Annotated in this window: 11 protein-coding genes; 5 read left to right on the top strand and 6 right to left on the bottom strand. The window is 64.6% G+C overall.

Annotated elements, in window-relative coordinates; all coding sequences use genetic code 11:
• The first annotated feature begins 26 nt into the window (after window positions 1-26).
• A complete protein-coding gene (locus KI243_RS07405; protein ID WP_177130067.1) occupies window positions 27-488 on the top strand; it encodes a TlpA disulfide reductase family protein in 462 nt (153 codons plus the stop codon).
• A gap of 8 nt (window positions 489-496) precedes the next feature.
• On the opposite strand, the gene KI243_RS07410 is transcribed toward KI243_RS07405, so the two are convergent.
• Together KI243_RS07410 and lldD are read right to left on the bottom strand one after the other, a co-directional pair.
• A complete protein-coding gene (locus KI243_RS07410; RefSeq protein WP_212810662.1) occupies window positions 497-1,585 on the bottom strand; it encodes an FUSC family protein in 1,089 nt (362 codons plus the stop codon).
• Window positions 1,586-1,592: 7 nt separating this feature from the next.
• Window positions 1,593-2,738, bottom strand: coding sequence for an FMN-dependent L-lactate dehydrogenase LldD (gene lldD, locus KI243_RS07415; protein ID WP_017127742.1), 1,146 nt, complete (start codon window positions 2,736-2,738; stop codon window positions 1,593-1,595).
• 153 nt (window positions 2,739-2,891) lie between these two features.
• Here lldD and KI243_RS07420 point away from each other — a divergent pair, with 153 nt between their 5' ends.
• Window positions 2,892-3,773, top strand: coding sequence for a LysR family transcriptional regulator (locus tag KI243_RS07420; RefSeq protein ID WP_017127743.1), 882 nt, complete (start codon window positions 2,892-2,894; stop codon window positions 3,771-3,773).
• A gap of 62 nt (window positions 3,774-3,835) precedes the next feature.
• On the opposite strand, the gene KI243_RS07425 is transcribed toward KI243_RS07420, so the two are convergent.
• The 4 genes from KI243_RS07425 to KI243_RS07440 form a co-directional block, all read right to left on the bottom strand.
• A complete protein-coding gene (locus tag KI243_RS07425) occupies window positions 3,836-4,240 on the bottom strand; it encodes an META domain-containing protein (RefSeq protein ID WP_017127744.1) in 405 nt (134 codons plus the stop codon).
• A complete protein-coding gene (locus tag KI243_RS07430) occupies window positions 4,240-4,674 on the bottom strand; it encodes a hypothetical protein (protein ID WP_017127745.1) in 435 nt (144 codons plus the stop codon). The genes KI243_RS07425 and KI243_RS07430 overlap by 1 nt, the downstream gene beginning before the upstream one ends.
• 96 nt (window positions 4,675-4,770) lie before the next feature.
• Window positions 4,771-5,760, bottom strand: coding sequence for a 2-hydroxyacid dehydrogenase (locus KI243_RS07435; protein WP_177085325.1), 990 nt, complete (start codon window positions 5,758-5,760; stop codon window positions 4,771-4,773).
• Window positions 5,761-5,829: 69 nt separating this feature from the next.
• Window positions 5,830-8,583: a response regulator gene (locus KI243_RS07440; protein ID WP_017127747.1), complete on the bottom strand. Its 2,754-nt coding sequence runs from the start codon at window positions 8,581-8,583 to the stop codon at window positions 5,830-5,832.
• Window positions 8,584-8,816: 233 nt separating this feature from the next.
• Here KI243_RS07440 and cysM point away from each other — a divergent pair, with 233 nt between their 5' ends.
• The 3 genes from cysM (at window position 8,817) to relA (ending at window position 13,434) form a co-directional block, all read left to right on the top strand.
• Entirely contained in the window at window positions 8,817-9,719 is a 903-nt protein-coding gene (cysM, locus tag KI243_RS07445) for a cysteine synthase CysM (protein WP_017127748.1), read from the top strand.
• Entirely contained in the window at window positions 9,719-11,071 is a 1,353-nt protein-coding gene (gene rlmD / locus KI243_RS07450; RefSeq protein WP_212810663.1) for a 23S rRNA (uracil(1939)-C(5))-methyltransferase RlmD, read from the top strand. Before cysM ends, rlmD begins: the two co-directional genes overlap by 1 nt.
• Before the next feature lie 119 nt (window positions 11,072-11,190).
• On the top strand, window positions 11,191-13,434 hold the full coding sequence (gene relA, locus KI243_RS07455; protein ID WP_017127750.1) for a GTP diphosphokinase: 2,244 nt from the start codon (window positions 11,191-11,193) through the stop codon (window positions 13,432-13,434).
• Window positions 13,435-13,618: the final 184 nt, after the last annotated feature.

Below are 13,618 nucleotides of genomic sequence, written 5' to 3' on the forward strand. Positions count from 1 at the left end.
GACTCAATTGACGGGGGATGGTGCACATGGCGAGGCGATTGGCCGCCGCATTGGCGATGATGGGCGCGCTGCTGCTGAGCGGCTGCGGCAACGATTACGGGGTTGACCAGCACGGCCAGAAGGTCGCGTCCGAGCGGCTGGACAAACAGTGGAAAGTGGTCAACTACTGGGCTGAATGGTGCGGTCCGTGCCGCACTGAAATTCCCGAGTTGAATGCCTTGTCCGAACAGCTCAAGGGCCAGTCGGTGGGGGTGTTCGGGGTGAATTTCGATGGCTTGCAGGGCGATGACCTGGTCAAGGCCAGCGAGGCGCTGGGGATCAAGTTCACCGTACTTGCACAGGATCCGGCGGATTTCTTCGACCTGCCACGCAGCGAGGCCTTGCCGGTGACCTACATCATCGACGACAAGGGCAAGGTCCGCGAGCAACTGATGGGCGAGCAGACCGCGGCCGGTGTGCTGGAGCGGCTGAAGGCGCTCAAGGGCTGAAGGGCTGACTACGAGTCCCCGAGCCTGCCAACGGTTCCGCTCGACTGTGGCTTTCTCCAGAGCGGTCGGGCGACCAGGGCGATCATGATCACCAGTAGCGCGGCGGCGAGGCTGTTGAACACGCGCAGGTAGGTGAGGCCGATTTCGCCTTCGTCGGGTTGGCCCAACTGGGCAACCAGGATGAAGTGCGGTGTCAGAAACAGCATATAGGCCAGGTAGCTGATGTTGCGGCAGGCCAGCGTTCCGATCGAGATGGGCAGGATCAGCCACGCCATCAGCAACGGCGCGTGGACGAAATGGCCCAGCAGCATGGCGATCAACGCGCCGAGCAAGGTGCCCGCCACCCGTTCGACAGACACTTTCAAGGTGGCGGCAAAACCGGGCTGGCTGATCAGCAGCACCGTCAGGATCATCCAGTAGCCGTGATCCAGTTCGCAGTAGTGCACGGTGGCCACTGCAATCGCCGTGGCCAGGGCCACACACACACCGTGCAGAAAACCCTGTGAGCCCGGGTTGAAGTGTTGTCGCAGCGTGCTGGAAAGAACTGCGGGCAGCTCGCCCGGGACCAGCGCCTGTTCACGGGGACGCCACGACAGCAGGGTGATAGCGCTTGCCCAGAGGCTGCCGGAGAGAAAGTAACGGGCATAGCCGAGGGCATGCTCGAGGTTGTTTCCGGCAAAGGCCGTCGATACCGCGAAGGCCGTGGCAACCAGCAACGCCGGGAAGCCGATGCGCTTGCCCGCCACGCTGGCGAAGGCGCCACAGAAACCGATCAGCGCCGCCAGGACGATCATCAGTGGCGCGCAGGCGGTGCTCCAGACACCCAGACCCGAAGCGAACGCGCCCGCCAGGCCAAATACCAGGGCGAACCGGCAGCGCTTGCCCAGGGGCCCGCCGGGCAGGCTGATGTGGGTCCAGAACGCGGCGATGGCCGACCAGCCGAGCAGTGGATTGTGACAGTACGCGGCGAGGATCGCCGGGGCCGCGCATACGACCCCGCCGCGGGCGAGGTCGGCCAGAGGGATCCGGTGGGGCGATCCTGCGTCTGCCAACCGACGCAGGATCGCCGCCACTTTCGAGGTCATGGGCTGTGGCATGATGGACTCAACAGGCTGGAGCGCGGGCGAGGATGGATTCGTTGATCTGGTCGATCGACGTCACGCCGGTCAGGGTCATGGCCACGCGCATTTCCTGGGCGAAGATATCCAGCATGTTTTCCACGCCGTGTTGCCCTTCCGCCGCCAGGGCGTACACCGTCGAGCGTCCGAGCAGCACGCTTTTCGCCCCCAGGGCCAGCATCCGCACCACATCCAGCCCCGAGCGGATGCCCGAATCGACCAGCACGCTCAGGTCGCTGCCCACGGCCTGGGCAATCGGTGGCAGGGCCCGGGCGGTGGAGAGCACGCCGTCGAGCTGCCGGCCGCCATGGTTGGAGACCACTATCCCGTCGGCGCCGAAGCTGACGGCATCCTTGGCGTCCTGCGGGTCGAGGATGCCCTTGATGATCATCGGACCCTTCCAGAATTCGCGGATCCATTCCAGGTCCTTCCAGCTGATGGACGGATCGAAGTTGTTGCCCAGCCAGCCGACGTAGTCTTCCAGGGTGGTGGCCTTGCCCAGGTAGCGGGAGATATTGCCCAGGTCGTGAGGGCGTCCGAGGACGCCGACATTGAGTGCCCAGTCCGGTTTCATCGTCGCCTGGAGGATCCGGCGGGTCGCGGCATAGGGGCCGGACATGCCCGAATGCGCATCACGATAACGTGCCCCGGGGGTCGGCATGTCCACGGTGAATACCAGGGTCTTGACGCCGGCGGCCTGCGCCCGTTCCAGGGCGTTGCGCATGAAACCACGGTCCTTGAGCACATAGAGCTGGAACCAGATGGCCTGCGGGCTTTGCGAAGCGACTTCCTCGATAGAGCACACGGAGACCGTCGACAGGCAGTAGGGGATGCCCTTGTTTGCGGCCGCCTTGGCCGCCTGGACTTCGCCACGACGGGCATACATGCCGGTCAGCCCCACCGGGCTCAGGGTGATGGGCATCGCCATCGGCTGGTCGAACAGGCTGGTCTTCAGGCTGAGGCTGTCGACGTTTTTCAGGATCCGCTGGCGCAGGCTGACGTCCGCCAGGTCCGAACCGTTTTTCCTGAGGGTATGTTCGGCGTAGGCACCGCCGTCGATGTAGTCGAAGAGAAAACGGGGCAACTTGCGGCGTGCGGCTTCGCGGTAGTCGGTGGCCGATGAAATGATCATGGGAGCAATTCCTCTGAGTGACGGGGCTGGCGTGCCTGAGCGCTGATCCGGGGGGATATCGCTGCGGGGTGGCCGACGGGGTCAGAGTAGGGAAAACCCGTGTATGATAAAAACAACTTTTTCAACTTGAATTAAGTCGCAAAGGGAATAGTCATGAACCTGCGGACATTGCGCGCATTTGTCGAAGTGGTACGTCAGGGTGGGTTTTCCCAGGCAGCGGAAGTGGTGTCGTTGACCCAGTCGACCGTCAGCAAGGCGGTCAAGACCCTGGAGGATGAGCTGGGTACGCCGTTGCTCAATCGCATCGGCCATCGCAGCGAGCTGACCGCCGCCGGGGAGATCGCCTATCGCCGGGCGCTGGTGCTGTTGGCCGAGCGCAACGACCTGATCGCCGAGCTCGACGAGCTGCGCGGGCTCAAGCGTGGGGTGTTGCGCATCGGCTTGCCGCCGGTGGGCAGCGGTGCCCTGTTCGCCGCGATGTTTGCCGCCTATCGCAGCCGTTACCCGGCTATCGACATCGAGCTGGTCGAGCATGGCAGCAAGAAGTTGAACGAATGCCTGCAGGCGGGGGAGGTCGATCTGGCGGCGTTGCTGGTGCCCATCGATGAGGAATTCGAATATCAGGAGGTGCGCTCGGAGCCGCTGATGGTCCTGATGCCTCGCAGCCATCCGCTGGCCGGGAACAAGACGGTGGACTTCGCCCAGCTGGCGCCATCGCCGTTCATTCTGTTCGAGGCCGGATTCGCCCTCAACCGGATCATTCTCACCGCCTGTGAGCGTCGCGGCGTGGTGCCGCGGATCACCGCCCGCAGTGCCCAGGTCGACTTTATCGTCGATCTGGTGGCGGCAGGGTTGGGCGTGGCGTTCCTGCCGCGCATGCTGGCGCAGAAGCATCGGCATGAAGGGATCGCGCAGATTGCGCTGGATGAGCCGCAGACCGATTGGCATATCGCCCTGGCCTGGCGCCGTAGTGCGCACCTGCCGCCGGCGGCACGCGCCTGGCTGGAGCTGGCGGAGGAAATGAAGGAGGAGTGAAAGGCCATGCGGGCGCCGTGCGTTTCAGGCCACGGCGCCTCGGCTGTGCGGTTGAAAGCGCTTCAGCCTTCTTCCGACCACAGGCGCAGGGGTTGGCCTTGCGCCGGCCAGAAACGCACCTGTTCCACCGGGGAAATATCCCAGCGCTGGACAGTTTCCAGGGCCTGCAGGAAGCGTTTTTCCTGCTCCATCAACGCTGGGGCACAGAGCTTGCGGGTGCTGCCGACCTTGCCGAAGCTCAGGGTGTCGCCGTCCAGGGTGTAGGGCGCGAACCAGTGGTTGCAGCCGCCGGTGCCGTAGGCCCGACCGTCATCGCCGAGGGTGATGGTCAGATGGCTGTTGTCGATCAGCGGACGTTCGCCGATCCACTCCAGCACGTAGCTGTGATCCTGCTGCAACTGCACACGGTCGCCGGCACAGCCCAACAGGCTGGTCGCCAGCATCCCCAGAATCACTGCTTGTTTCATTATGTTGCCTCCTGGCATTTCGGGCAGAGGTGCTTCTCGCCCTGTGTGGTCCAACCCAGCTCGGCGATGCGGGCCGTGGCTGCGGGTTTCTGGGCGGGGACGCCGAGCTTGGCATCCACCGCGAATTCGAAGTTCAGCTCTTTGGCGCAGCTGTCGCAGTTGACCTGCCACTGGTGAATCGCCAGCTCACCGAACACCGGACCGCGGGCCATGGCGGTCCACTGGCCCGGCGGGTTGATCAGGTGCCGCACGGTTTCGACGGTCAGGCGCATGGACAGGTCCTTGCTGCCCTTGAGGGTGACCAGCAGCACGTCGTCGATGCGGATCGAGCCACCGTTGCCGGTGACCTGATAACGACCCGGCACCAGGGCGCGGCATTCGGTCAGGGTGTGTTGCGGGTTCATCAGGCTGTAGCGGAAATCGTGTTCGACCATGGGTCCTCCAAATATGGCCGGTATGCTAGCACGCAGATGCGAACCGGATAGCGCCGGGATGCGACCTTCGATCCGGTTCACGGCGCTTCTGTCGGCTCAGGGCTGCACCAGGTTGCGGGCGTGGCCGGATTTCCAGGCGGCGATGTTGTCCAGGGTGGTGGTGGCGATCGCCGCCAGTGCCTCGTGGGTGAGGAACGCCTGGTGGGCGGTGACGATCACGTTGGGAAAGGTCAGCAACCGTGCCAGGACATCGTCCTGCAACGGCAGGTCGGAGCGATCCTCGAAGAACAGTTGTGCCTCTTCCTCGTAGACATCCAGGCCGAGATAGCCGAGCTGGCCCTCCTTGAGGGCGTCGATCAGCGCCGGGGTATCCACCAGGCCGCCGCGTCCGGTGTTGATCAGCATGGCGCCGGGTTGCAGGTGGGCGAGGGTGTCGCGGTTGATCAGGTGCCGGGTATGGCTGTTCAGCGGGCAGTGCAGGCTGATGATCCGCGACTGGCCGAGCAACTCCGGCAGTTCCAGGTAGCGGGCGCCCAGGGCCTCGACCTCGGGATTGGGGCAGGGGTCGTACGCCAGCAGTTGGCAGCCGAACCCGGCCATGATGCGGGCGAAGGTCGCGCCGATCTGGCCGGTGCCGACCACGCCGACGGTTTTCCCCACCAGGTCGAAGCCGGTCAGCCCGTGCAGGCTGAAGTCGCCCTCGCGGGTCCGGTTGTAGGCGCGGTGCAGGCGACGGTTGAGGGCGAGGATCAAGGCCACGGCATGTTCGGCCACGGCGTGGGGCGAGTAGGCCGGCACGCGCACCACGCTGAGCCCCAGGCGGCTGGCGGCGTTCAGGTCGACATGGTTGTAGCCGGCCGACCGCAGGGCGATCAGGCGGGTGCCGCCGGCAGCCAGTTGCTCCAGCACCGGGGCACTCAGGTCATCGTTGATAAAGGCGCAGACCACTTCATGTCGTTCGGCCAGTGCGGCGGTGTCCAGGCTCAGGCGGGCGGGCTGGAAGTGCAGCTCCAGGTCGGCCATCGGGGCGACGGCCAGGAAACTGTCGCGATCGTAGGTCTGGCTGCTGAATAGAATTCCACGCATATCGGACTTCCTTGTTTTAAGACAGACCGGCAGTCTGGCGCCGGTCTCCTGGGGGCGTGTTGTCGTGGATCAGGCGCTGACGCGGGCCTCGATGGCGAGACGGGCGATGGCCATGTCCAGTTCGTCGAGGGCCTTCTGGGCGTTGGGATCGTCCTGCTTGAGCAGGGTCTCGCTGCGTTGGCAGGCCGCGCGCAATTGGGGTACGCCACAGTAGCGGGTGGCGCCATGGAGGCGATGGACCCGTTCGATCAGCCCGTTGTTGTCATGGGCTTCACGGGCTGCGCGAATCGCTTCGCGGTCGGCATCCAGCGAGGCCAGCAGCATCGCCAGCATATCGGCGGCGAGGTCGGCCTTGCCGGCGGCCAGGCGCAGGCCTTCGTCCGGATCGAGGACCAGCAGGTCGCTGCCGCTGTTCCAGACTTCGCTACTGCGCTCCTGGCCCTGGTTGCGCAGGGCCAGGCCGGTCCACTTCAACACCACCTGGGCCAACTGGCGTTCGCTGATGGGTTTGGTCAGGTAGTCATCCATGCCGCTTTGCAGCAGGGCACGTTTCTCGTTGGCCATGGCATGGGCCGTGAGGGCGACGATCGGCAGCGGCGTGCTCTGCCGTTCGTTTTCCCACTGGCGAATCGCTTCGGTGGTCTGCCGGCCGTCCATGCCGGGCATCTGCACGTCCATCAGCACCAGGTCGAAACGGGCCTGTTGCACGGCATCGATCGCCGAGTAACCGCTTTCCACCGCCACGACCTCGGCCCCCATGTCTTCGAGCAGGGTCTGCACCAGCAGCAGGTTGGCCGGGTTGTCATCCACGCACAGCACCTGGGGCGCGCGGCTGCTCAAGGGTTCGATGGGCTCGATGCGCATCGGCCGTGGCGTGATCAGGTCCGACAGGGCACGGCGCAACTTGCGGGTGCAGGCCGGCTTGGCCTGGAGCTGGCTGTGGGGATTGGGCACCGACAGATGGAACAGCGTCTGTTCGGTGGTCGGGCAGAGCACCATCACATGGCAGCCGAGGTGTTCCAGGTCCCAGATATGCTGGTTCAGGCGTTCGGGCGGCATGTCCTGGGCGGTGACCCCGAGGACCGCCAGATCGATGGCCTGTTCGGTCTGGTGCGCGCCGGTCACGCCATTGGCGAGGTTCTGCAGGGTGTTGAACGGAATCACTTCCAGCCCGCAATCTTCCAGCTGGTGCTGCAGGGCCTGGCGGGCCAGTTCGTGGTTTTCCAGCACGGCGACGCGCCGGCCGAGCAGCGGCGCGGCGGGCAGGTCTTCGATGTCGTCGCGGGTCTTGGGCAGGCTCAGGCTGATCCAGAACTCGGAGCCTTCGCCCGGCGTGCTGTCCACGCCGATTTCGCCGCCCATCTGTTCGATCAGGCGCTTGGAGATCACCAGGCCCAGGCCGGTGCCGCCGGGTTGCCGCGACAGCGAGTTGTCGGCCTGGCTGAAGGCCTGGAACAGCGCCCGCACGTCCTGGCTCGACAGGCCGATGCCGGTGTCCTGCACGCTGATGCGCAATTGCACGCTGTCCTCGTGTTCTTCCTCGAGCATGGCCCGGGCGACGATGGTGCCTTCGCGGGTGAACTTGATCGCGTTGCTCACCAGGTTGGTGAGGATCTGCTTGAGTCGCAGCGGATCGCCGATCAACGACAGCGGCGTATCGCGGTAGACCAGGCTGACCAGTTCCAGCTGCTTGGCGTGGGCGGCCGGGGCGAGGATGGTCAGGGTGTCCTGCAACAGGTCGCGCAGGTTGAACGGGATACTGTCGAGGACCAGCTTGCCGGCTTCGATTTTCGAGAAATCGAGGATCTCGTTGATGATCCCCAGCAGGCTGTCGGCGGATTTCTCGATGGTGCCCAGGTAGTCCAGCTGGCGCGGGGTCAGTTCGCTTTTCTGCAACAGGTGGGTGAAACCGAGGATGCCATTGAGCGGCGTACGGATTTCGTGGCTCATATTGGCGAGGAATTCGGACTTGATCCGGCTGGCTTCCAGCGCTTCCTTGCGGGCCAGGTCCAGCTCGATGTTCTGGATCTCGATGGTCTCCAGGTTCTGCCGGACGTCCTCGGTGGCCTGGTCGATGCTGTGCTGCAATTCTTCCTGGGCGTTCTGCAGGGTTTCGGCCATGCGGTTGATGCCCGAGGCCAGTTCGTCCAGCTCCTGGCTGCCGAGGGGCGGCAGGCGGGTTTCCAGGTTGCCGTCCTTGAGCTGGGCCACGGCCAGCTTGATCTTGCTGATCGGCGTATTGATGGTGCGGCTCATGCGCACGGCCAGCAGCGCGGTGCCGAGCAGGCCCGTGGCGATCAGCAGCAGGCTGGCGAACAGGCTGCGATAGCCGCGCAGCAACATGCCATTGTGGGACAGCTCCAGCTCGACCCAGCCGAGCAGACGGTCGGCTTCGTCGGGGAGCGGTTCGCCGGCCATGTTTCGGTGCCGGCCGAAGACCGGCAGCAGGTAGCGGGTCGCGTCATTGCCGCTGCGTTGCAGCATATGGCTGCTGTTGCCGGTGGGCGGCTGGTTGAGCATGCTGGGGCCGGCATGGGCCAGCTGTTCGCGGTTGGCGCCAAGGAACGACACCGCGCGTACGTCGGTCTGTTCCAGCGCCTGGGTGGCGACGCGCTCCAGTTGCTCGCTGTCATTGCGGCCCAGCGCCGGAGCCACCAGCGGGGCCAGTTGTTCGGCGATCATTTCCCCGCGTTGCAGCAACTGGGTTTGCAGGTCTGATTGTTGCAGCCAGGTGAAATAGCCGCCCAGCACTAGGGCCATCAGTGTGGTCGGCAACAGGGTGAGCAGCAGGACGCGGCCTTTGATGCCCAGGTTTTTAAGCACGCAATTCTCTCCATCAGATACGGCGTCCGGCAGACACGGCGATCTTCGATTCTTGGCGCGCGCTTCCTGCGCCCGCTCCACCTGCGCAGTGTAGGGGAGCCTCAAACCACAAGCCACAGGCCGGCACGTTAAGCTTATAGCCGAAGCGAATAACATCCGCACTTTGCGTGATATGGGCCGCAGGCGTTTGCCGGTATGATAGTCGCCCCCGCAGTCTGGATTGCGAATACGCCATGACCTTGCAGTACCCTACTATCGCCGATTGCATCGGCAACACGCCCCTGGTTCGCCTGCAACGCTTGCCCGGAGCGACCAGCAACACCCTGCTGCTCAAGCTTGAAGGGAACAATCCTGCGGGGTCCGTGAAGGATCGTCCGGCACTGTCGATGATCACCCGTGCCGAGTTGCGCGGGCAGATCCAGGCCGGCGACACGCTGATCGAAGCGACTTCGGGCAATACCGGGATCGCCCTGGCCATGGCCGCGGCGATCAAGGGCTACAGGATGATCCTGATCATGCCCGACAACTCCACCGCCGAACGCAAGGCGGCGATGACCGCCTATGGCGCCGAGCTGATCCTGGTCAGCCGCGAAGAAGGCATGGAAGGGGCCCGTGACCTGGCCGAGCGGATGCAGGCCGAAGGCCGTGGCAAGGTGCTCGACCAGTTCGCCAACGGCGACAACCCCGAGGCGCACTACACCAGCACCGGCCCGGAAATCTGGCGGCAGACCCAGGGCACCATCACTCATTTCGTCAGTTCCATGGGCACCACCGGGACCATCATGGGCGTGTCGCGCTATCTCAAGGAGCAGAGCCCGGACGTGCAGATCGTCGGCCTGCAACCGATGGAAGGCGCGTCGATTCCCGGCATCCGCCGCTGGCCCCACGAATACCTGCCGAAGATTTTCCAGGCCGAACGGGTCGACCGCATCGTCGACATGGGCCAGGAGGAAGCCGAGGACGTGATGCGTCGCCTGGCCCGCGAGGAAGGGATTTTCTGCGGTGTGTCTTCGGGCGGTGCGGTGGCGGCGATGTTGCGCCTGTCCCGGGAAGTCGAGAACGCGGTGATGGTCGCGATCATCTGTGACCGCGGCGACCGCTACCTGTCGACCGGCATCTACGACGCGCCCAACTGATGGCCAAGCATGAGAGAGGCCTGCGCTTCCAACCGAGTGGCGGCAGCCGGGCCCCGCAAGTGCCTGTGGGCAAGAAGCAGCGCCTGACGATCGAGCGGCTGGCCAACGATGGCCGCGGGATCGCGTTTATCGAAGGCCGTACCTGGTTTGTCGCCGGCGCCCTGGCCGGTGAAGAGGTCGAGGCCCGTGTTCTGGGGGCCCATGGCAAGGTGGTCGAGGCTCGTACCGAACGGGTATTGCTCGCCAGCGAGCGGCGGCGCCCGGCCCCTTGCGCCCATGCGGGGCGTTGCGGTGGCTGCAGCGTGCAACATATGCCCCATGATGACCAACTGGCCCTGAAACAGCGCATGCTCGCCGAGCAGCTGTCGCGGGTGGCCGGTGTCGAGCCCGAGGCGTGGGCGGCGCCCCTGACCGGTCCGGAGTTCGGCTATCGCCGCCGGGCGCGGGTGGCGGTGCGCTGGGATGCCAAGGCGAAAAAACTCGAGGTGGGTTTCCGTGCGGCCTCCAGCCAGGACATCGTCGGTATCGACGATTGCCCGGTGCTGGTACAGGCCTTGCAGCCGATCATGAGCGGCTTGCCGGCAATGCTCCGGCGCCTGGGCAAACCCCAGGCTCTGGGGCATGTCGAGTTGTTCAGCGGTTCGGCGCTGGCGGTGTTGTTGCGGCATATGTCGCCGTTGTCGGCCGATGACCTGCAGGTCCTGCAAGGCTTTTGCGCAGAGCATGGCGCCCAGCTCTGGCTGCATGGCGAGGACGGTCCGCAGCCGGTCGATCCGACGCAGTCCCTGGGCTACCGCCTGGAAGCGTGGGACTTGGAACTGTCGTATCGGCCGGGGGATTTTGTCCAGGTCAATGCCGGGGTCAATGAAGCGATGGTGGCCCAGGCGCTCGACTGGCTGCAACCGACGGCTGGCGAGCGGGTGCTTGACCTGTTCTGCGGGCTGGGCAACTTTGCCTTGCCGCTGGCCCGTCAGGTCCGCGAAGTGGTGGCGGTGGAGGGCGTGCAGACCATGGTCGAGCGGGCCGCGGCCAATGCCGCTAGCAACAATCTGCATAACGTGGCTTTTTTTCAGGCCGATTTATCCCAGCCCCTGAGCGATGCCGGCTGGGCCAAAGCAGGCTTTTCTGCGGTACTCTTGGACCCACCACGTGACGGTGCTTTCGAGGTGGTGGGCAAGCTCGCCGCATTGGGTGCCGAACGGTTGGTGTATGTGTCGTGCAACCCGGCAACCCTGGCGCGCGACACGGTCGAATTGATCAAGCAGGGCTACCGGTTAAAACGTGCCGGGATCCTCGATATGTTTCCGCAGACCGCGCATGTCGAGGCCATGGCGTTATTTGAAGCGAGCTAGGATGCTCGTCTAGTCCGACTGGCCGCCTCCGTATTCCGACCAGCCTTGCCGGAATGCGGGGGCGATGAACGGCCAGCGATTTTGACGCATGAATCTGCGTCGTAGGGAAGGTAAGCAAGATGGTACAGGTGAGAGCACACCAGCCGATCAACACTGACGGCAGTATCAATCTCGAGGCATGGCTCGATCATACGGTCAGCGTCGACCTGGCGCTGGATCGTGAAGCCTTGAAGGAAGCCTGCGAATACGCACGGCTTGCCGAACAACAGACTAACGCGGCCCAGAACCTGTGGCCCGAAGGCGGTTCCAGTTTCAGCACCGGCCTGGAGATCGCCGAGATCCTCGCCGACCTCAAGCTCGACCAGGACTCCCTGGTCGCGGCCGTGCTGTACCGCGGCGTGCGCGAAGGGCAGATCGCCCTGCCGGCGGTCAGCCAGAAATTCGGCCCGGTGGTGGCCAAGCTGATCGACGGCGTGCTGCGCATGGCCGCGATCAGCGCCAGCCTCAGTCCGCGCCAGTCCCAGGTCCTCGGCACCCAGGTGCAGGTGGAAAACCTGCGCAAGATGCTGGTGGCGATGGTCGACGACGTGCGTGTCGCGCTGATCAAGCTGGCCGAGCGCACCTGTGCCATTCGTGCGGTCAAGAACGCCGACGACGAGAAGCGCAACCGGGTGGCCCGCGAGGTGTTCGACATCTACGCGCCGCTGGCCCATCGCCTGGGCATCGGTCATATCAAGTGGGAGCTGGAGGACCTGTCCTTCCGCTACCTGGAGCCCGACCAGTACAAGCAGATCGCCAAGTTGCTGCATGAGCGGCGACTGGATCGCGAGCGTTTCATCAGCGACGTGATGAGCCAGCTGGAAAACGAACTGCTGGCCACCGGGGTCAAGGCCGATATCAGCGGCCGGGCCAAGCACATCTATTCGATCTGGCGCAAAATGCAGCGCAAGGGCCTGGAGTTCAGCCAGATCTACGATGTGCGCGCCGTGCGTGTGCTGGTGCCGGAAATGCGCGACTGCTACACCGCGCTGGGGATCGTCCACACCCTGTGGCGGCATATCCCGAAAGAGTTCGACGACTACATCGCCAACCCCAAGGAGAACGGCTACCGCTCGTTGCACACGGCGGTGATCGGTCCGGAAGGCAAGGTGCTGGAAGTGCAGATCCGCACCCACGCCATGCACGAAGAGGCCGAGCTGGGGGTTTGCGCGCACTGGAAGTACAAGGGCACCGACGTCAAGTCCGGTTCCAATCACTACGAAGAGAAAATCTCCTGGTTGCGCCAGGTGCTGGAATGGCACGAGGAGCTGGGCGATATCGGTGGCCTGGCGGAGCAGTTGCGGGTCGATATCGAGCCGGACCGGGTCTATATCTTCACCCCGGACGGCCATGCCATCGACTTGCCCAAGGGCGCGACGCCGCTGGACTTCGCCTATCGGGTGCACACCGAGATCGGTCACAACTGCCGTGGCGCGAAGATCAACGGGCGGATCGTCCCGCTCAACTACAGCCTGCAGACCGGCGAGCAGGTGGAGATCATCACCAGCAAGCACGGCACGCCGAGCCGTGACTGGCTGAACTCGAACCTGGGGTATGTCACCACCTCCCGGGCGCGGGCGAAGATCGTCCACTGGTTCAAGCTGCAGGCCCGTGACCAGAACGTCGCCGCCGGCAAGACCCTGCTCGAACGCGAGCTGACCCGTCTTGGCCTGCCGCAGGTGGACTTCGACAAGCTGGCCGACAAGGCCAACATGAAAACCGCCGAGGATATGTTCGCCGCCCTCGGTGCCGGCGACCTGCGCCTGGCGCAACTGGTCAACCAGGCCCAGCAACTGGTCGAGCCGGAGCGCGGCAACGAACAACTGGAACTGATCCCGCGCAAGGCCACCGGCTACAAGCCCGGCAAGCGCGGCGATATCCAGATCCAGGGCGTCGGCAACCTGATGACCCAGATGGCCGGCTGCTGCCAGCCGCTGCCGGGGGATGCCATCGTCGGCTATATCACCCAGGGCCGTGGTGTGAGCATCCACCGCCAGGACTGTGCCTCGGTGCTGCAACTGAGCGGGCGCGAGCCGGAGCGGATCATCCAGGTCAGCTGGGGGCCGGTGCCGGTGTCGACCTATCCGGTGGATATCGTGATCCGTGCCTACGACCGTTCCGGTCTGCTGCGTGACGTGTCCCAGGTGCTGCTCAACGAGCGCATCAACGTGCTGGCGGTCAACACCCGCTCGAACAAGGAGGACAACACCGCGTTGATGTCCCTGACCATCGAGATTCCAGGGCTGGACGCGTTGGGGCGGTTGCTGGGGCGGATTTCCCAGTTGCCGAATATCATCGAGACCCGACGCAATCGCACCCCTTGATGATGGCGGGGGTGTAGCGGGCTTGTGTGTGGGAGGCCGAAGGGGGCCTTGAGGTCGCCAAGAGCTTCGCGGGCTTTGTGGGAGGGGGCTTGCCCCCGAAGAGGCCCTTGAAGTCGACATGAGCTTCGTGGACAAGCGGAGCGCCGTCCGGCACGGCCCCTACAAGGTTTGCGCTGTTTCCAGC

It is taken from the genome of Pseudomonas sp. Ost2 (assembly GCF_018326065.1).
GTDB lineage: Bacteria > Pseudomonadota > Gammaproteobacteria > Pseudomonadales > Pseudomonadaceae > Aquipseudomonas > Aquipseudomonas gingeri.